This is a genomic window from Ferrimonas balearica, from assembly GCF_019802085.1.
GTDB lineage: Bacteria > Pseudomonadota > Gammaproteobacteria > Enterobacterales > Shewanellaceae > Ferrimonas > Ferrimonas balearica_B.
The window spans coordinates 181597-200683 of sequence record NZ_JAHVHV010000004.1; the positions used below are offsets into that span (position 1 = coordinate 181597).

Below are 19087 nucleotides of genomic sequence, written 5' to 3' on the forward strand. Positions count from 1 at the left end.
ACGTCTCAGCCGGCCATCAAGGCCTCGATCTCCTCGATCTCCTTGGGCACGTCCACCGTCAGGTTGCGGTGGCCCTCCTCGGTGATCAGCACATCGTCCTCGATGCGGATGCCGATGCCGCGCCAGCGGGGGTCCACCTCGGCGTCGGGGCCGATGTAGAGGCCCGGCTCCACGGTGATCACCATGCCCGGTTCCAGCTGCCGGCCCCGGTCCGGGGTGCGGTAGTCGCCCACATCGTGGACGTCGATCCCCAGCCAGTGACCCAGGCCGTGCATGTAATAGGGCTTGTAGGCCTCCTCCTCGATAAGGCTGTCCACCTCACCCTCGAGGATCCCCAGCTCCACCAGGCCGCCCACCAGGATCTTCAGCGCCACGGCGTTGGCGTCCTTGATGGAGATCCCGGGCTTGAGCATGGCCACCGCGGCCTTCTCCGCCTCCAGCACGATCTGGTAGAGCGCTTTTTGCTCTTCGCTGAACTGGCCGTTGACCGGGAAGGTGCGGGTGATGTCGGCGGCGTAGCCCTGGAACTCACACCCGGCGTCGATCAGCACCAGATCCCCATCCTTGAGGGGGGCGTCGTTCTCGGTGTAGTGGAGGATGCAGGCGTTCTCCCCGCCGCCGACGATGCTGTTGTAGGCCATGTCGCGGGCGCCGGCCATGGCGCACTCGTGGCGGATCTCCGCCTCCAGCTGGTATTCGTAGAGGCCCGGCTGACAGGCCTGCATGGCGCGCACATGGGCCCGGGCGCTGATCCGGGCGGCCTGGGCCATCAGGGCCACTTCGGCCTCGGATTTGAACAGCCGCAGGTCGTGCAGCAGGGGGCGCAGGTCCTGCATCTGGGCCGGGGCGCTCAGCCCCTGGCGGAAGCCGGCCCGCAGGCGGGTCAGCAGATCGGCGACCAGGGCATCACCGCGGGCGCTGTGGCCCGGCAGGTAAGCCAGGTTCTCGGCGCCGCTGACCAGGCCCGGCAACTCGCTTTCCAGCTCGGCCAGCTCGAAGGCCTGATCCAGACCCAGGGTCTCGGCGGCCTTCTGCTTGCCCAGCCGACGGCCGTGCCAGATCTCCGCCAGCTTGTCGCTGGGGCGGACGAAGATCACCGACTCCGGGCTCTGGCCCGGGCGCAGCACCAGCACGGCGTCCGGCTCGTTAAAGCCGGTCAGGTAGAAGAAGTCGCTGTCCTGGCGGAAGTGGTATTCGGTGTCGTTGGAGCGGGTGGTCTCTTCCGCGGCGCAAAGCACCAACACGCTGCCGGCGGGCAACTGTGACAACAGGGCGCGGCGGTGGGCCGCGAAATCGATCGGTTCCATGTCGGGGGGTCCTTGATGTGTGTCTGGCTCAGTGCAGCGTCTTGGGCGCCGCTTCGTCGTCCTCTCCCAGGCCGCGGAACTCCCGCAGGCACTCCCAGGCGGCGATGCGGACGTGTTCGACCAGGGCGGCGAAGCCCTCTTCGTTCTCGTCATTCTCCTCCACCTCCAACTCCACCTGGGTGAAGTCGGTGAGATCCTGGATCAGCTCCTGAACGTCGGCGGAGGCCTTATCCAGCGCCGGCTGCATCATCGCCAGGCCGGTCAGGAAGCTCTGCACCCAGTTGATGAACGCCTCCAGGCGGTCCACCAGCGGGTCGTCCTCGTCCGCCAGCAGCGGGGAGAAGCCCATCTCCGGGTCCACCAGGGAGTTGACCACGTCCAGGTAGAGTTCGCGCACGATCTGCATCAGGCCATCCGGCACCGGCTCACCGTCGTTGACCAGCTCGAGGAAGGGTTTCTGCCAGCTCTTGCCGTCCACCGGCACGCCACCACAAACCAGTCCGGTCAGCACCCCGTGCACCTCCGCCGGCAACACCGCGATCTTGGCGTCGTCCAGGGCGGCTTGGAGTTTGTTGAGCAGGAGAGGCGTGTTGCATTTCATGGGTCAAAGATCCGCGGTTGAGAGTTGGCCCATGCTATCATGGCCAAGCAGCCCGCACCATTGGCGCCAACACCCGAAAACCTCGGGAAAAAGCGCCCCTCGGCGGGCGGTGTCGGGGGCCCGTCATGGCGGCCTCCGACGCCCTGTATTATAGTCGCCCTTCCTAGGGCCTGCGGAACGGCACATGAGTAGTAAAACACTGGAAATCAACCTGTTGGGTAAAGCCTTCGCGGTCGCCTGTCCCCCGGGGCAGGAGGAGCAGCTGCGCCGGGTGGCGGATCGGCTGCAGGAGCGCCTGGAGCAGCTGCGCCAGCGCACCGGTTCGGGCAACCTGGAGCAGTTGGCGGTGATGGCGGCGCTGAATCTGAGCCACGAACTGATGGTCAGCGAGCAGCAGCAGGCGGTCACCGAGCGGCAGATGGCCACCCGCATCCAGGTGCTTCAGGACGCCATTGAACAGGCATTGTCCGAACGCCTGCAGAACCGTCCGAAAAGGGTTGAAGCCGACTCACCCTCGCCATACACTGGCGAGGACGGTTAGGAAAAGCCCAGCGCTTTTCCTACACTGGAATCGCTCCCTGAGGTGTTCGCCAGCGGTGACATGTCCCTGGCCGATGCTAACAACCCCAGGGTGCCCTGCTCGACGCGGCTGCGCACGCTCGGTTCGACCGAGAAGCCGAAAGCGTGGATGGGGTACCCGCCTTGAACTTACGGTTCAAGGGCTTACAGCCGCAGCGGCATTCCCGGGGAGCACTCTTCACCCTGGCCAGTCCGGCCCCCCTCTCCCGTACCCAACTCTCTCTTGTGTTTACCCTGGCCGATGGGCACTCTGGGACAAACCCCGTCCGGAGTTCACCATGACCGCCGCCAGTCAACGCCGCGCGCCCCTGCGCCAGCAGCTGCGCCAAGCTCGTCGCGCCCTGACACCCCAACAGCAAAAAGCCGCCGCCGTGGGCCTGGCCGGCCACCTGCCGGACCGCTCCCTGGTGCAGCACGCCACCACGGTGGCCCTCTACATCGCCAACGACGGCGAGCTGGATCCCCACCTGTTGGCGGAGGTGTTGCACGCCCGGGGCAAACGCCTGGCCCTGCCGGTGCTCCACCCCTTCCACCCCCAGCACCTGCTGTTTCTTGAGTTTGTCCCCGGCCAGTCGCTGGTGGCCAACCGCTTCGGGATCCCGGAGCCGGCCCTGGAGAAGCCCCGGGTGGTGCCCATGGCGGAGCTGGATCTCATCCTGATGCCCCTGGTGGGCTTCGATGACCAGGGCAACCGGCTGGGGATGGGGGGCGGGTTCTACGACCGCACCCTGGGCTGCCTGGAGATGGCCGCCCGACCGGCCCTGGTGGGCCTGGCCCACGACTGCCAGCGGGTGCCTCAACTGCCCAGCGAACCCTGGGACGTGCCCATCGACGCCATCGCCACCGCCACCGAGTTGAAGACACTGGGCGGCTAGGCCCGGGCCGTGGCATAATCCCGGCCCCGTTTTCCTGCCAACCCACACCATGATTGACGCCACCGCCCTGGCACTTTTTGTGCCGACCTTCTTTATGGTCTCCATTACCCCGGGGATGTGCATGCTGCTGGCCCTGAGCCTGGGCATGAGCATTGGGGTGCGCCGCACCCTGCCGATGATGGCCGGGGAGCTCATTGGCGTGGCCCTGGTGTCCTTCAGTGCGGTGCTCGGGGTGGCGGCGCTGATGCTCAAGGCCCCCAGCCTGTTCACCGCGCTGAAAGTCGTCGGCGGTGCTTACCTGTTCTACCTGGGGGTGCAGATGTGGCGCAGCCAGGGCCAGCTGGGTCGGGCCGAGCCGGTGGCGGACGTGCGCCCCGGCGGGCTTTTCCTGCGCGGCCTGCTCACCGCCATCGCCAACCCCAAGGGCTGGGCCTTTATGATCGCCCTGCTGCCCCCCTTCATCTCCGCCGAACGGCCACTGGCCCCCCAGCTGCTGGTGCTGGTGGCGATCATCCTGGTGTGCGAACTGGTCTGCATGCTGATCTACGCCAGCGGGGGCAGCACCCTGCGCCGGCTACTGCGGGCCGACAAGGTGCAGTGGATGAACCGGATCGCCGGCACCCTGATGATGGGATTGGGGGTGTGGTTGTGGCTGGAGTAGTTCAGCCCTTGTCGCCGGCGGCCTTGATCTTCAGCCCCAGCTCGTCCGCCAGGGCCTGAAGCTGGTCGGCGCTGTCCAGTTGCACCGACCAGCTGATCCCACCGCCAAAGGCGGTGACCACGTTGGCGATCCCCACCAGCTCCACCGCATCGGCGGCCGCCTGCAGGGTGATGCGCCCGGGCCCGTTCAGGCGCACCATCAACTCGTGGGCATTGGCGATAAGCTTGCCCTGGCTGAATTCGAGGATCATGCCGGCCGCTTGTGTTTGAGCACCGCCATGGTCAGGCGGCTGGTGCACACCATCCGCTGGCGCTCATCGCGGATCTCAATCTGCCACACCTGGGTGGTGGCCCCCAGATGGATGGGGCTGGCCTGGCCGATGACGGTGCCGCTGCGCACCGCCCGGATGTGGTTGGCGTTGATGTCCAGCCCCACGCAGTAGTAGCCCTCGTCCACGCACAGGTTGGCGGCCAGGGAGCCGACGGTTTCCGCCAGCGCCACCGAGGCCCCACCATGCAGCAGCCCCAGGGGCTGATGGGTGCGCCCGTCCACCGGCAGGCTGGCACTCAAGGAGCGCTCATCGAAGCCGCAGTAGCGGATCCCCAGGTGGGCCACCAGGGTGTTGGCGGACTGTTCGTTGAGCCGGTCCAGGCAAACCGGGCGTTTCCAGATAGACATGGGGTTCCTCGTCGGGGTTCAGGCTCTCCAGCATACTGGCGGGGGACGGGCGTGAAAACCCCTGCAGCCGGGTCGGGGCTTTGATACCCTAACGCCGTCCATCCCCGCGCGCACAGGTTGCCATGAAATACACCGACATCGAGCAGTACCCCTTCCTCTGGGTGTTTCGCCGCGCCGATCTGGCGATCCCGGCGGAGGATCTGGCCCAGATCCGCCCCCTGGCCCCGGCCTACGCCAAGCAAGTCTGGCAGCGGGAAGTGAGCCAGGACGCGGTGGAGCTGGAGCGTCTGGACGATAAGGACTGGCCCAGCCAGGCGGACACCTGGAGCGACATCGCCCACTGGGACCAGGCCTTCGACAGCGACGAACCGGCCCTGCCAGCGCCGCTGGCCGAGCACCTGGGCTGGGTGAAGGACACCCTGGTATACATCTGCTACGACTGCGACCACGTGCTGGAGACCCGCTACAGCGTGTTCCAGCGCAGCTGGAAGGCCTTCCTGTTCGCCGCGGACCAGGCCCTGGTGGTGGGCCGAAAGCGCGCCGAAGCCCTCTGGTTTGTCGACGAGCAGCAGGTGCGCCTGGGGCGCAAAGCCTAACCCGCACCCCACACAAAAAAAGGCACCCCGAGGGGTGCCTTTTTTGTTATCACGCGAAGACCCTGAGGGTCAGTTCGGCTCGTCCGTGCGAGGCGCCTGCTCTGCCTCGCCTTGGGGGGCCGGGATCGGAACAAAGAGGCCGGCCAGGGCGCCGACCCAGAGTGATTGGGTGTAAGACATCAAGGCTCTCCTCCGCCATTCCAGTGCGAGATCATGGTAGAGGAGGGCCAATGATAGATAAAATGAATTCCATCTATCACCGCCATTCCAAAGTGGAATCCATGAACCTCAAAACCCTGGAGTGCTTCCTCACCCTGGCCCAGACCGCCAGCTTTACCCGCACCGCCGAACGGATGCACCTGACCCAGCCCACCATCAGCAAGATGATGCAGAAGCTGGAGACGGAGGTGGGCCAACCGCTGTTGGTGCGGGGGCGCCAGGGCCTGGGCCTGACCGAGGCGGGACAACGGATGCAGCAGCGGGCGGAGCGGATGGTGATCCAATGGCAGCACCTGCAGCGGGAGATGCAGGCCCTGGACCGTCTTGAGCAGGGTACGCTGCGCCTGGGGCTCTGTCCCATGGTCAGCCCCCTGGCCGCCCCCCTGCTGCGCCGCTACCTCGGCGAACACCCCGGCGTGGAGCTGGCACTGACCGAAGATGGCGGCTACGGCTGCGAGAAGGCCCTGCTCAACGACCGCCTGGAGATCTCCTTCACCGCGCTGCCCACCACCCACCAGGGGGAGTTTGAACAGCAGGCGCTGGTCCGCTACCCGCTCACCGTCTGTCTGCCCCCGGACCATCCTCTGGCCGCCAAGAGCGCCCTGGGCTGGGCGGATCTGACCGGTGAGCCGGTGATCCTCTACAACGAGGATTTCGCCCTGGCCCAGTGGCTGACCCGATTGAGCCAGCGCCAGGGGGTGGAGCTGGAAGTGGTGCTGCGCAGCGGCCAGTGGGATTTCATCGGCGCCATGGTGGGGTCGGGGCTGGGGCTGGCCATCCTGCCGCAGCCCATCTGCGACCGCCTGCCCACAGGGCAGGTGGTGCAGCGCCCCCTGGCCCCGGCCCTGGACTGGGCCATCGGCCTGATCTGGCGGCGGGACACGCCCCTGAGCCCCGCCGCCCAGGCCTTTCTGACCCTGGCCCAGAGCATGATGGGCGCGGCCGCTAGGCCAGCTTAAGGCAGTTGCGGCCGGCTTTCTTGGCCTTATAGAGGGCCTGGTCCGCCGCCTTGATCACCGCCTCGGCGTCCCCCAGTTCACCCCCGCGCTGGGCCAGCCCCAGGCTGATGGTGATCTGCACCTGCTTGTTGGCGCCCCCCTGCCCCCGGTTCTGGCGGCCGGCCTTGTGATCCTCCGGCCGCTTACCGGCGGCTCGCACCACGAAGGGGTAATCCGCCAAATCCTCCCGCACCGCCTCCAGGGCAGCCACGCAGGCCTTGGCGGGTTTGCCGGGGAAGAGCACGGTGAACTCCTCGCCGCCGTAGCGGAACACCTTGCCGCCTCCCCTGACCCGGGACAGTCGGCTGGCCACCAGCTTCAGCACCTCGTCGCCCACGTCGTGGCCGTAGGTGTCGTTGAATTTCTTAAAGTGATCGATGTCCATCATCGCCAGGCTGTAGCGCTTGCCCACCCGCTTGAGGGCCATGTTGAGGGCGCGCCGGCCGGGGATCCCGGTCAGTTCATCGAGAAACGCCATCTGGTGGCCCTGCTCCAGCACCACCACAAACAGCGCCACCCCCACCACCGCCAGCAAGGTGGCGGAGATCATCGGCCGGGCGAAGCCGATGCACACCAGCATCAGCCCCACCACCACCAACAGCGCCGCCATGTCCGCCGACTCCCGTCGGCGCAGGTAGAGCCACCAGCAGGCCACCGCCACCAGGGCCTGCCAGGCCAGCATCAGCAGCGGCGCCGGGCTGTGCTCGGTGAGCACGAAGGCGCGGGGCTCGAGAAACTCGGTCAGCACCTGGACCGCTCCCGGCCACTGCACCGCCAGCACCAGGGCGCCCACCGACGACAGCAGCAGCGCCCAGTGGCCCAGGGCCGCGCGGCTGAAGGGCACCCGCTCCGGCAGCAGCGCCAGGGTCAGCGCCAGCAGCGGCCCCCCCAGCCCCATCAGCCAGAACAGCAGCCGCTTGCCCGGTTGGAACAGGGGCACCTGGAGCTGCCATTGGATGAGGCCGTACAGCAGCATCGTTAGTATCACCAGGAACCCCAGTCGCCCCTGGTGGTAGACCTGGCTGAGCAGCAGGGTCGCCCCCAGGGTCAGCCAGGGCAGGTAGAGCAGCGGCGAAACCAGCTCCGGGTAGTGCATCACCACGTAGCCGGGGGCCCACAACGCCGTGGGGATCAGAAGCAGCAGCAAAAACAGCAGGGTACGATCGGAACTACTCACGGCGGGAACCTTTCCCTCTCGATGGCGAAAATGGGGCTAAGTATCGGACAAACAGTACTATTTATCCCAGCCCATGGCGACCTGCCGGCGGCGATTATTGAATCCCCCGCCCCGGGGTGGGACCGGGGCCCCTTGGGGTGCGACGCTTTGGTCTACACTTTTCTCTCCCCATCAGGTTTGGAGAGTCGTATGCGCCCGTTCCTGTTCCTCTTTTTCGCCCTGTTCCTGACCGCCTGTGGCAGCACCGAGTACATCATGAGCACCCACGACGGTCGCCTGATCCCCACCTACGGCAAACCCGAGCTGGACCGGGAAACCGGCATGTACCGCTACGAGGACAAGGAGGGGAAGGAGCAGATGATCCGCCAGGACGAGGTCCAGGAGATCATCGAGCGCTGAGGCCCGCCAGCGCCAGGCATAAAAAAACGCCCCCGAATGGGGGCGTTTTTGCGACCGGACGGGGCTTAGCCCAGCAGGTCGTTGGCGGTGTCGACGATGTTCTCGACGGTGAAGCCGAACAGCTTGAACAGCTCACCGGCCGGGGCGGACTCGCCGAAGGTGGTCATGCCGATCACCCGGCCGTCCAGGCCCACGTACTTGTACCAGTAGTCGGCGATCAGCGCTTCGATGGCGATGCGGCTGGTGACGTCGGAGGGCAGCACGGACTCCTTGTAGGCGGCGTCCTGGGCGTCAAACACGTCGGTGGCGGGCATGGAGACCACGCGCACCGCCTTGCCCGCGGCGTCCAGCTCGGCGGCGGCGGCCATGGCCAGCTCCACCTCGGAACCGGTGGCGATCAGGATAAGCTCCGGCTTACCGGCGCTGTCCTTGAGCACGTAACCGCCCTTGGCCACATTGGCCAGGGTCTCGGCATCACGGGCCATCGGGGCCAGACCCTGACGGGAGAAGATCAGGCTGGTGGGGCCGTCGGTGCGCTCCACCGCGTGGCGCCAGGCCACCGCGGACTCCACGGCGTCACAGGGGCGCCAGGTGCTCATGTTCGGGGTCATGCGCAGGGAGGCCACCTGCTCCACCGGCTGGTGGGTCGGGCCGTCTTCGCCCAGACCGATGGAGTCGTGGGTGTAGACAAAGATGGAGGGCTTCTTCATCAAAGCCGCCATGCGCACCGCGTTGCGGGCGTACTCCATGAACATCAGGAAGGTGGCGCCGTAGGGCTTGAAGCCGCCGTGCAGGGCCACGCCGTTCATGATGGCGCTCATGCCGAACTCCCGCACACCGTAGTGGACGTAGTTGCCGGAGGCGTCGTCGGCGCTGATGGACTTGGAGCCGGACCAGTAGGTCAGGTTGGAGGGGGTCAGATCCGCGGAGCCGCCCAGCAGTTCCGGCAGCAGCGGGCCGAAGGCGTTCAGGCAGTCCTGGGAGGCCTTACGGGTGGCCACCTTGTTGGCGGTCTCCTGCAGCTGAGCGATGTAGCCGTCGGCGTGGCCGGCCCAGTCCTGGGGCAGCTCGCCGGCCAGACGACGCTTCAGCTCGGCGGCCAGTTCCGGGAACTCGGCGGCGTAGGCGTCGAACTTGGCGTTCCAGGCGCTTTCCACTTCGGCGCCCTTGGCCTTGGCGTCCCAGGCGCCGTAGACGTCGGCGGGGATCTCGAACGGACCGTGCTGCCAGCCCAGGAAGTCACGGGCGGCGGCGATCTCGTCGTCACCCAGGGGGGCACCGTGGCAATCGTGGGAGCCGGACTTGTTGGGGCTGCCGTAACCGATGACGGTCTTGGTGCAGATCAGGGTCGGCTTGCCGCTCTCGGCGCGGGCCGCCTCGATGGCCGCCTTGATGGCCTGAGGATCGTGGCCGTCCACCGCCGGGATCACGTGCCAGCCGTAGGACTCGAAACGTTTCGGGGTGTCGTCGCTGAACCAGCCGTCGACGTGGCCGTCGATGGAGATGCCGTTGTCGTCCCAGAAGGCGATCAGCTTGCCCAGACCCAGGGTGCCCGCCAGGGAGCAGGCTTCGTGGGAGATCCCCTCCATCAGGCAGCCGTCACCCATAAAGACGTAGGTGAAGTGGTCCACCACCTCGTGGCCGGGGCGGTTGAACTGGGCGCCCAGCACCTTCTCTGCCAGGGCCATGCCCACACCGTTGGTGATCCCCTGGCCCAGGGGGCCGGTGGTGGTCTCAATGCCCGGGGCGTAGCCGTACTCCGGGTGGCCCGGGGTGCGGGAGTGCAGTTGGCGGAACTGCTTGAGGTCTTCGATGCCGAGATCGTAACCGGTCAGGTGCAGCAGGGAGTAGATCAGCATGGAGCCGTGACCGTTGGACAGGATGAAGCGGTCGCGATCCGCCCACTCCGGGTTGGCCGGGTTGTGGTTCATGAAATCGCGCCACAGCACTTCGGCGATGTCGGCCATCCCCATGGGGGCGCCGGGGTGACCGGAGTTGGCTTTCTGGACAGCGTCCATGGAGAGGGCACGGATCGCGTTAGCAAGCTCTTTACGGGAAGACATCTGGGCTCCTGGTTCCGAGATAATTGAATTGAGGCGGGGGCATATTTTCGCCCCTTGGGACCCCAGACGCAAATCTCTCAACAAAAAACACAACCGGGTAGACAGATAAGGTAAAGCCCGGCCGGACGCCGGGCCCGGGGCGGCGCCAAACGGGCCTGGCCAGCGGGGGAAAACCGGCGCCGGCCGGGCTCCGCCCCAAGATCAACATCCATGAAACCAATGTCACATTTTTACAACAAGGAGAATCAGGCACTTCTGGTTAAAAATTGCACTGATCACAATTTGAACTGCAAGGCTGGCCCAGTGTCCCATTCCGTGTATAATCTTCGACCGAATCTTGTTCACCAGAACTGAACACTGGCGATAAGCTACGAAACAAAAGATGTGCCCAAGCAGTCTCCTCTTATGCGGAATAGGGCCACAACAAGTTCCTGGATTCACAGTGGATTTCGTAGAGATGGTCGGTGCGTTGTAAACCTCTTGGGGAAAGCTATGGGTACTGAGCAAATCCGGGCCGACCACTGCGGTCGCCCACATCAAGATCGCGATACCGTGACTAAGAAGTCACCAAAATTCATTCTCCTTCCCGCTATGAATTGGGCACAGCCGAGGCTGACGGCCTCAAGCTAGCCAAACTCGAAAGCGAACCAAGAACCAATCATTAGACCTCCCAGCCGGGCGTCATCCCCTGGCCGCAACTTGCGGTCTGACGCACCCCGGAAACAGAGAGAGGCCCGCCCCCTTGGGGCACACAAGACGACAACGATAGGCAACATGAAAAAGACTCTGACCGCTTTTGCACTGACGCTGGCCCTGGCGGCCTGCGGCAGCTCCGACGACCAGCACCGCAGCTACAACGAGCCGGCCAGCAACCAGGCCAGCATCGAACAGACCGCCGCCGTGGCCGAGATGGCCCAGCCGGCCCCCGCCGAGGAGAGCGCCCCGGCCCTGTCGCCGGAACTGGACGAGATGGCCAACGCCTTTGGCTGGCAGGCCGACGACCTGGTGGACACCTGCCTGGACCAGGAGCTGCCGGAGATCCACTGCGCCCTGCGTTACAGCGAGGACAGCAACCCCCACGACGTGGCCGTGATCAGCGGTGAGCTGGCCACCGCCCCGGAACAGCACAACGGCAGCGGCTCCCTGGAGTTCGAACTGCGCACCGACGAGGTGACCCGCGAAACCCGCCTGGAGCTGAGCAACCACACCTGGGATCGTCCGGTCAGCTGTGACACCGCCCACGTGGCCTGCGACTCCATCTACATCCTGGTGAAAGCCGACGGCAGCCGCGAAGAGCTGGGCCGGGCCCAGACCAACGAAGCCCTGGCCATCGAGCTGGATGAGAAGGCGGCCGCCCTGATGGACGGCACCACCCGCCTGGAGATCGAGCACTTCGAGGGCAGCACCCACTACTCCACCGACGCCTTCGTCACCCCCAACGCCGACTTCGTGGCGGCCATGGGCCGGATGCGCCGCACCGACGCGGACGCCAGCGGCTATGAGTCCGAGCGCCGATTGGCGGACTGAGCCCCTATCGAGCAAACAAAAAGGCCCCAATCGGGGCCTTTTTTCATATCGGCGGGCGCTGCGGTTCAGGGCTCCAGGTAGGTGTAACCCTGCAGACCCGCCTCCAGCTCCTCGAGGATGGACGCCTTGTCCGCCTCGGCCAGGGCCTGGCCCTCCAATCGGGAGCGGTAACGGTCGAGGATCACCCCGGGGTCCAGGTTCACGTATTCCATCACCTCGGCCACCGTGGTGCCCTCCACCTGGTCCACCAGCTGCCACTGGCCCTGCTCATCCAGACGCACGTCCACCACCTCGGTGTCGGCGAACAGGTTGTGCATGTCCCCCAGGATCTCCTGGTAGGCCCCCACCATAAAGAAGGCGATGTGGTAGGGGGTCTCCGCCTGCCAGGCGGGCATCGGCAATGTGGTCTCGATCCCCTGGCCGTCCACGTACTGATCGATGGTGCCGTCGGAGTCGCAGGTGATGTCCAGGATCACCGCCCGGCGGTCCGGCTTCTTGTCGAGGCCCGACAGGGGCAGCACCGGGAACACCTGATCGATGCCCCAGGCGTCCGGCAGGGACTGGAACAGGGAGAAGTTGACGAAGAACTTGTCCGCCAGCTTCTCATTGAGCTCGTCAATGATCGGCCGGTGGGCGCGGTTTTTCGGCGTCAGCTTCTGGGCCACCTGGTGGCAGACCGCCAGGTGCACCTGCTCGGCCCAGGCACGCTGGGCCAGATCCAGCAGGCCGTAGTTGTACTTGGCGTGCACGTCGGCCAGGTCGTTGTGGGTGTCGTGGTAGATCTCCCCCAGCGCACGGGTGTCGGTATTGGCCCGCACCTCCTCCAGGGTCTGCCACATGTTGGACAGCACCAGCGGCGCCCCGGGGCCCGGGGTCGCCAAGTCCTCCTCCGGCTGGTAGGCCTCCACCCCGATCACGTCGGCGATCAGCACCGCGTGGTGGGCGGTCATGGCCCGGCCGGACTCGGAGATCAGCCGCGGATGGGGCAGCTGGTACTGGCGGCAGACGTCACCGATGGCGTACACCACATTGTTGGCGTACTCCTGCAGGGAGTAGTTGACCGAGCAGCTGCTCTGGCTGCGGGTGCCCTCGTAGTCCACCCCCAGGCCGCCGCCCACGTCGACGGTGGCGATGGGGGCCCCCACCTTGCGCAGCTCCATGTAGAAGCGGCCACACTCGGTCAGCCCCTTCTGGATGTCCCGGATGTTGGACATCTGGCTGCCCAGGTGGAAGTGCAGCAGCTGCAGGCAATCCAGCTGGCCCTCGGCCCGCAGCCGAGCCACCAGCTTGAGGATCTGGGCGGCGGAGAGGCCGAACTTGGACTTCTCACCGCCGGAGGATTGCCACTTGCCCTTGCCCTGGCTGGCCAGGCGCGCACGCACGCCCAGGCGCGGGGTGACCCCCAACTTGCGGCCCTCCTCCAGCACCAGGTCCAGCTCCGACATCTTCTCGATCACCAGATAGATCTCGTAGCCCATCTTCTGGCCGATCAGGGCCAGGCGCACGTACTCCCGGTCCTTGTAACCGTTGCAGACGATCACCGAGGCGGCGTCCTGGGCCATCGCCAGCACCGCCATCAACTCCCCCTTGGATCCCGCCTCCAGCCCCAGCTGCTCACGGCCACCGGCGATAAGCTCGGTCACCACGCTGCGCTGCTGGTTCACCTTGATGGGGTAAACCGCCAGGTAATCCCCCTCGTAGCCGTACTCGGCGATGGCGTGGCGGAAGGCGCCACAGAGCCCCTTCACCTGGCTGTGCAGGATGTCGGGGAAACGCACCAGCAGGGGCAGCTTGGCCCCCTTCTGTTTGACCAGGGTGTCGGTCAGCTCAGCCAGATCGATGGGCTGGTCGGGCCGCTCCGGGTTGGGGCGCACGGCCACCTGTCCCTTGTCATTGATGTGAAAGTACCCGCGCCCCCAGTAGGGGACGTTATACAGGTTCAGCGCGTCGTCAACGGTCCAGTTCAATGCCGGATCCCTCAGTTATTCCACCGCCTCGAGGCGGTCAATCAGATACTGTGGCAGCGCGAAGCTGCCGGTGTGCACCGCGGGGGTGTAGTAGCGGGTGTTAAAGCCCGCCTGGGCAAAGCGCTCAGCGATCACCTGAGTGGACAGCTGGCGCAGCTGCGCGTTATCGGAGGCCCAGGCCAGGGACATGACGCCGCCGATGTAAGTGGGCACCGGCGCGCAGTAGAAGCTGCGGTCGGCAAAAAAGGGCTTGAGGCGCGCCTTGGTGGTTTCCGCCTCGTCCGGCTGCATAAAGGGCACGCCGTTCTGGGCCACGAACACGCCGCCTTCGGTCAGGCAGTTTTTGCAGCCCTTGTAGAAATCGGACTCGAACAGGGCCTCACCGGGACCGATGGGATCGGTGCAGTCGGAGATGATCACGTCGAAGGTCTCGGTGCAGTTCATCACGAAGGCTTTGCCGTCGCTGATGACGATCTTGGCCCGCGGGTCATCGAAGGCCCCCTGGCTGTGGTTGGGCAGATACTGTTTGCACATCTCGATCACCTGAGCGTCGATCTCCACCTGGGTGACGTGCTCGACGCCGGGGTGGCGCAGCACTTCGCGCAGGATCCCGCCGTCGCCACCGCCGATGATCAGCACCCGCTTGGCGTTGCCGTGGGCCAGGATCGGCACATGGGTCAGCATCTCATGGTAGATGAACTCGTCCGCTTCGGTGGTCTGGATCACCCCATCCAGCGCCATCACCCGGCCGAAACGTTCGTTCTTAAAGATGATCAGCTCCTGATGCTCGGTGGGGGCACGAAACAGCACCTCCTCCATCTCGAACTGCTGGCCGTAGGACGGGTACAGGGTCTCCAGGTAGCGGGTATCGCTCATTGTTGTTCTCTCCTAACTGCCGCACCAGGGCGCGGGATGGGTCACAGTGACAGCATGGTTCACGGCGGTCGCCATGGCGACGTCGTCAGTCAGATAAGAGAGCGTGTGGTTCGACGGCGGACGCCGCCCGAGGGGAGGGGATCAGGGCCGGTGGGCCGGGTGATGTGCCAGGTGCCGTGCGGTGATCTCTGCCCCACACGGCTTATGCCTCGAGAACCATACTGCCTCTTGTGTTTGGATTGACGATGTCGGCTTGCGCCAAGGCGCGCATTTATACCCCCTTTACTGGGCAAAATCCAGCAGGGAAAAAGGGCACTAAACTCAAGGTCCGGCAATGGGTTTACGACTCGGTGTTGAGGATTTGATCCGGCGCACTGGCAATGGCGTCAAAAATCCATAGAATAGCCATCCAGATGTAGAAGCCTCTACACGTTTTTCAGTATAGATAGACGAGAGAATTCCTATGGCACGTCACCTGTTCACTTCCGAGTCGGTGTCCGAGGGTCATCCCGATAAGATCGCGGATCAGATCTCCGACGCCGTGCTTGACGCCATCCTGGCCCAGGACCCCAAGGCCCGCGTGGCCTGCGAAACCTACGTAAAAACCGGTATGGTCATGGTGGGCGGCGAAGTCACCACCTCCGCCTGGGTGGACATCGAAGAGATCACCCGTCAGACCGTTCGCGACATCGGTTACATCCACTCCGACATGGGCTTCGATGCCGACTCCTGTGCCGTGCTGTCCGCCATCGGCAAGCAGTCCCCGGACATCAACCAGGGCGTGGACAAAGCCGACCCCCGCGAGCAGGGCGCCGGTGACCAGGGCCTGATGTTCGGCTACGCCAGCAACGAGACCGACGTGCTGATGCCGGCCCCCATCACCTACTCTCACCGTCTGGTGAAGCGTCAGGCGGAAGTGCGCAAGAACGGCACCCTGCCCTGGCTGCGTCCGGACGCCAAGTCCCAGGTGACCTTCGCTTACAACCCGGACGGCACCATCGCCGGCATCGACGCCGTGGTGCTCTCCACCCAGCACTGCGACACCGTGACCACCGAGGATCTGCGCGAAGGCGTGATGGAAACCATCATCAAGCCGGTGCTGCCCCAGGAGTGGATCACCAAGGACACCAAGTTCCACATCAACCCCACCGGTCGCTTCGTGATCGGCGGTCCGATGGGCGACTGTGGCCTGACCGGCCGTAAGATCATCGTCGACACCTACGGCGGCATGGCCCGTCACGGTGGCGGTGCCTTCTCCGGTAAGGATCCCTCCAAGGTGGATCGCTCCGCCGCCTACGCCACCCGCTACGTGGCCAAGAACATCGTTGCCGCCGGCCTGGCGGATCGCTGTGAGATCCAGGTCTCCTACGCCATCGGCGTGGCCGAGCCGACCTCCATCAGCATCGAGACCTTCGGCACCGGCAAACTGCCGGAAGAGCAGCTGATCGCCCTGGTGCGCAAGCACTTCGATCTGCGCCCCTACGGCCTGATCCAGATGCTGCACCTGGAGCGCCCCATCTACCAGCCGACCGCCTCCTACGGCCACTTCGGCCGGGTCGAGTTCCCCTGGGAGCAGACCGACAAGGCCGAGGCCCTGCGCGCCGACGCCAACCTGTAAGCCTTAAGGCCAACAGGAAAAAGCCCCGCTCTGGCGGGGCTTTTTTGTGCGACTCAATCCGCTGCGGCTCAGTCTGCCAGCAGGGCGCCCTGGGGCTGTCGTCCCAGCCGGGCCACCGCCAGCAGCATCCCCCCGTAGAGCAGGCCACTGCCGAGGATCACCCCGTCCCAGCCCGCCTGCTCCCAACCGTAGAGCAACCAGAACCCCCCCAGGCTGCCCCCCAGGTAGTAGTGCACCAGGTAAAGGGCCGTGGCGCTGGCCTTGGCCCCCCGGGCGTGCTGGCTGACCCAGGCGTAGGCCAGGGCGTGCACCAAGAAGGCCCCGGCGCTGATCAACAAAAGCCCCAGCACCATGGCCCACACCGCCTCCACCCGGGCCAGCAGGGCCCCGGCCAGGGCCACCAGGGTGCCCACCGTCATCCCCGAGCGGGGGCCGAAACGCAGGCTCCATCGGCCGCTGAGGCGGGAGGTCAGGGTGCCGGTGAGGTAGCAGAGGAAGATCAGCGAGACCAGGGCCACCGGCAGTTGATGAGGGGGCGCCACCAGGCGAAAGCCCATCACCGAGAACTGGTTTACGAACAGGGCAAAGTTGAGCCCGCCCAGTAGCATGGCCCACCAGAGGAGGGGGCTTTTCAGGTGGGCCAGGGCGTCCTGGCAGCGTCGACCAAAGGGCGCCGGGCTCGGCGTAAAACGCCGCGGCGCCGGTAGCCAACGCCACACCAGGGCGGTGCCCACGGCGGTGGCCAGGGCCAGCCCCAGGGTCGCACTCTTCCAGCCCAGCCAATCCCCCACCATGCCGCCGTACACCCGACCGAGGATCCCGCCCAGGGAGTTGGCCGCCACATAGGCCCCCACCGCCAGCGCCAGGGCCACCGGCGAAAACTCCTCCGCCATGTAGGCCACGGCGACCGCCACAAACCCGGCCAGCACCACCCCCATCAGGCCCCTCAACAGGGCCAGCTGGACCAGATCACTGACCAGGGCCTGGGCCACCCCCAGCACCGGCAGCAGCGCCAGGCTGAGCAGCAAGGTGGCGCGCCGACCCCAGCGCTCCGACATCAGCGCCCAGGGCACCAGGGTCAGGGCCAACCCCAGGGTGGTGGCGGCGTGAACCCAGTTGGCCTGAGTCGAGGGCACGGCAAACTGGGTCGCCAGCGCCGGCAGCAGGGGCTGGAACAGGTAGAGGTTGGCAAACACCAGCAGGGAGCCCAGGGCCAGGGCGCGGCTGGCCCGGCGGTAGTCGGGGGTGCCCGGTTCGATCATGAAAACGCTCGGTACATCGCAGTATGCCGCCACCATAGCAACGGCACCGGGTCGGTTGGAAATAGCGAAACCCTCGGTTTTCATAGGGCTTTTTTATCAGGGCGGCGAGATGCCGTGGCTATGCTATACCTGTCGGGTCGCCGAAAAAGCGGGAGGCGAACGATGAGCGAACTCTACCAGGCCCACGACATCAACTACCGGGGCGAGCAATCCGGGGTGCACAACTGGATGACCCAGGATGGCCAAAGCTTCTACTGGCACCCAGACTGGCTGCACATCGCCGAGGACCAGACCGGCAAGTCGGTGAAGCTGCCCCTGTCCCTGGCCCCGGGGGAGAGCCCTCAGAAGCACCACGCCATCCAGGCGATCCTGCACTTTCTCAACGCCCCCTCAGACCCCTGACCCCGGGTCGGTAAGCCCCCCTTACCCGGCCGGATTTCTTTTGCTTCTTGAATTCATAACCACTAAATTTCAAAGAGCTATAACTCAATTTTGACAAGGATTGCCATGAAGCCCCTAGCCACCCTGGCCGCCCTGGTGCTGGCCAGCGCCCCGGCCCTGTCCGCCGCCTTTCCCACCGACGTCGAAGAGCAGCGCCTGCCCCAGGCCCAGGCCGAACTCGGCACCGAGGTCACCCAGCGTTACCAGGCCCAGGTCGAGGCACTGCTGGCCCGCTACGAAGCGGACCGGGACGAGTTGACCGTCACCCGCAAGGTGGCCGAGGACGGCAACGCCCTGTGGCGCGCGGCGGTGGCGGACGTCCAATCCGGTCACCTGGACGACCGCAGCCTCTACTGGGGCCGCCTGGCCGCCCGGGCGGAGCTGAAGCAACGGGATCCCGCCTTCCCCATCGCCGACTGGCAACGGGGGATCCTGCTGGACACCCTGGAGAAGGCCTCCCGGGGGATGAGCGACATCCAGTTCGATGAGGCCAGCCAGCTGCGGGTGCTGCTGACCGGTTTCGACCCCTTCCTGCTGGACAGGGACATCACCCAGTCCAACCCCTCCGGCCTGGCCGCCCTGGCACTGGATGGCAAGCGCTGGCAGGTCAACGGTCGCCAGGCGCAGATCGAGACCGTGATGATCCCGGTGCGATTCGAGGATTTCGACCAGGGGCTGGTGGAGGCGCTGCTGACCCCCTACCTGCGGGACAACAAGGTGGACCTGGTGGTCACCGTCTCCATGGGCCGTGACCACTTCGATCTGGAGCGTTACCCCGGCCGCAACCGCAGCGCCAGCGCCCCGGACAACCTCAACGTGCTGACCGGCGCCAGCAAGCAGCAGCCCCTGCCGCCGAAACTGGATGGTCACACCCTGAACGGACCGGAGTTCGTCGAGTTCAGCCTGCCGGTGGCCGCCATGCAGAAGGCCGAGGGCCCCTGGCAGGTGCTGGACAACCGCACCGTCACCACCACCGCCGGCACCCAGGAGGCCAAGCACCTCTATGGCCTGCAAAGCAGCGTCTCGGTGGAGGGCTCCGGCGGCGGTTATCTCTCCAACGAGATCAGCTACCGCAGCATCCTGCTCAAGGAGCTGCTGGAGAGTCGGGTGCCCCTGGGCCACATCCACACCCCGCGGATCACCGGCCACGACCCCAAGCAGGAAGCGGCCATCGTCGAGCAGCTCGAAGCGATGCTGGACCTGGGCCTGCGTGCCCTTTAACCCTGCCGATGGACAGGGACGC

The 19087-nt window shown here is 65.8% G+C and carries 19 protein-coding genes and 1 other RNA gene; 11 read left to right on the top strand and 9 right to left on the bottom strand.

The window, feature by feature from the left end; all coding sequences use genetic code 11:
• Positions 1-5 precede the first annotated feature (5 nt).
• On the bottom strand, positions 6-1307 hold the full coding sequence (pepP, locus tag KUV81_RS15880; RefSeq protein ID WP_222544880.1) for a Xaa-Pro aminopeptidase: 1302 nt from the start codon (positions 1305-1307) through the stop codon (positions 6-8).
• Between the two features lie 28 nt (positions 1308-1335).
• The gene (locus tag KUV81_RS15885; RefSeq protein WP_222544881.1) at positions 1336-1908 is read right to left on the bottom strand and encodes a UPF0149 family protein; all 573 of its coding nucleotides are present in this window, start codon (positions 1906-1908) and stop codon (positions 1336-1338) included.
• A gap of 184 nt (positions 1909-2092) precedes the next feature.
• Here KUV81_RS15885 and KUV81_RS15890 point away from each other — a divergent pair, with 184 nt between their 5' ends.
• From KUV81_RS15890 to KUV81_RS15905, 4 genes are all read left to right on the top strand, one after another.
• Positions 2093-2449: a cell division protein ZapA gene (locus tag KUV81_RS15890; protein WP_222544882.1), complete on the top strand. Its 357-nt coding sequence runs from the start codon at positions 2093-2095 to the stop codon at positions 2447-2449.
• Between the two features lie 31 nt (positions 2450-2480).
• Positions 2481-2662, top strand: a non-coding RNA gene (gene ssrS, locus KUV81_RS15895) — 6S RNA.
• 103 nt (positions 2663-2765) lie between these two features.
• Positions 2766-3362, top strand: coding sequence for a 5-formyltetrahydrofolate cyclo-ligase (locus KUV81_RS15900; protein ID WP_222544883.1), 597 nt, complete (start codon positions 2766-2768; stop codon positions 3360-3362).
• Between the two features lie 49 nt (positions 3363-3411).
• Complete coding sequence (locus tag KUV81_RS15905) at positions 3412-4023, top strand: LysE family translocator (RefSeq protein WP_222544884.1); 612 nt, start codon at positions 3412-3414, stop codon at positions 4021-4023.
• Position 4024: 1 nt separating this feature from the next.
• On the opposite strand, the gene KUV81_RS15910 is transcribed toward KUV81_RS15905, so the two are convergent.
• Together KUV81_RS15910 and KUV81_RS15915 are read right to left on the bottom strand one after the other, a co-directional pair.
• Positions 4025-4273 (bottom strand): DUF3389 domain-containing protein, encoded by a 249-nt coding sequence (locus KUV81_RS15910; protein WP_222544885.1) that lies wholly within the window; start codon positions 4271-4273, stop codon positions 4025-4027.
• Positions 4270-4701, bottom strand: coding sequence for a hotdog fold thioesterase (locus KUV81_RS15915; RefSeq protein WP_222544886.1), 432 nt, complete (start codon positions 4699-4701; stop codon positions 4270-4272). The genes KUV81_RS15910 and KUV81_RS15915 overlap by 4 nt, the downstream gene beginning before the upstream one ends.
• A 122-nt stretch (positions 4702-4823) precedes the next feature.
• Between KUV81_RS15915 and KUV81_RS15920 the strand changes: the two genes are divergently transcribed.
• Entirely contained in the window at positions 4824-5297 is a 474-nt protein-coding gene (locus KUV81_RS15920) for a DUF2947 family protein (RefSeq protein WP_222544887.1), read from the top strand.
• A 242-nt stretch (positions 5298-5539) separates the two neighbouring features.
• Entirely contained in the window at positions 5540-6475 is a 936-nt protein-coding gene (locus KUV81_RS15925) for a LysR family transcriptional regulator (RefSeq protein WP_409995573.1), read from the top strand.
• On the opposite strand, the gene KUV81_RS19875 is transcribed toward KUV81_RS15925, so the two are convergent.
• Positions 6462-7691, bottom strand: a complete 1230-nt coding sequence (locus KUV81_RS19875; RefSeq protein ID WP_222544888.1) for a GGDEF domain-containing protein — start codon at positions 7689-7691, stop codon at positions 6462-6464. The two genes, KUV81_RS15925 and KUV81_RS19875, sit on opposite strands and share 14 nt — an antisense overlap.
• Before the next feature lie 189 nt (positions 7692-7880).
• Between KUV81_RS19875 and KUV81_RS15935 the strand changes: the two genes are divergently transcribed.
• A complete protein-coding gene (locus KUV81_RS15935) occupies positions 7881-8090 on the top strand; it encodes a YgdI/YgdR family lipoprotein (RefSeq protein ID WP_222544889.1) in 210 nt (69 codons plus the stop codon).
• A gap of 65 nt (positions 8091-8155) precedes the next feature.
• Here KUV81_RS15935 and tkt read toward each other — a convergent pair whose 3' ends face one another.
• Entirely contained in the window at positions 8156-10153 is a 1998-nt protein-coding gene (tkt, locus tag KUV81_RS15940; protein WP_222544890.1) for a transketolase, read from the bottom strand.
• 774 nt (positions 10154-10927) lie between these two features.
• On the opposite strand from tkt, the gene KUV81_RS15945 reads away from it, so the two are divergent.
• The gene (locus KUV81_RS15945; protein ID WP_222544891.1) at positions 10928-11680 is read left to right on the top strand and encodes a hypothetical protein; all 753 of its coding nucleotides are present in this window, start codon (positions 10928-10930) and stop codon (positions 11678-11680) included.
• 65 nt (positions 11681-11745) lie between these two features.
• On the opposite strand, the gene speA is transcribed toward KUV81_RS15945, so the two are convergent.
• Both speA and speE read right to left on the bottom strand, forming a co-directional pair.
• On the bottom strand, positions 11746-13662 hold the full coding sequence (gene speA, locus KUV81_RS15950) for a biosynthetic arginine decarboxylase (RefSeq protein ID WP_409995574.1): 1917 nt from the start codon (positions 13660-13662) through the stop codon (positions 11746-11748).
• A complete protein-coding gene (speE, locus tag KUV81_RS15955) occupies positions 13663-14523 on the bottom strand; it encodes a polyamine aminopropyltransferase (RefSeq protein ID WP_222544893.1) in 861 nt (286 codons plus the stop codon).
• 463 nt (positions 14524-14986) lie between these two features.
• On the opposite strand from speE, the gene metK reads away from it, so the two are divergent.
• Complete coding sequence (gene metK / locus KUV81_RS15960; RefSeq protein ID WP_222544894.1) at positions 14987-16141, top strand: methionine adenosyltransferase; 1155 nt, start codon at positions 14987-14989, stop codon at positions 16139-16141.
• Positions 16142-16209: 68 nt separating this feature from the next.
• Here metK and KUV81_RS15965 read toward each other — a convergent pair whose 3' ends face one another.
• Complete coding sequence (locus tag KUV81_RS15965) at positions 16210-17403, bottom strand: MFS transporter (RefSeq protein WP_222544895.1); 1194 nt, start codon at positions 17401-17403, stop codon at positions 16210-16212.
• 162 nt (positions 17404-17565) lie between these two features.
• On the opposite strand from KUV81_RS15965, the gene KUV81_RS15970 reads away from it, so the two are divergent.
• Positions 17566-17805: a hypothetical protein gene (locus KUV81_RS15970; protein ID WP_222544896.1), complete on the top strand. Its 240-nt coding sequence runs from the start codon at positions 17566-17568 to the stop codon at positions 17803-17805.
• Between the two features lie 105 nt (positions 17806-17910).
• On the top strand, positions 17911-19065 hold the full coding sequence (locus KUV81_RS15975; RefSeq protein ID WP_222544897.1) for a hypothetical protein: 1155 nt from the start codon (positions 17911-17913) through the stop codon (positions 19063-19065).
• The last annotated feature ends 22 nt before the right edge of the window (positions 19066-19087 follow it).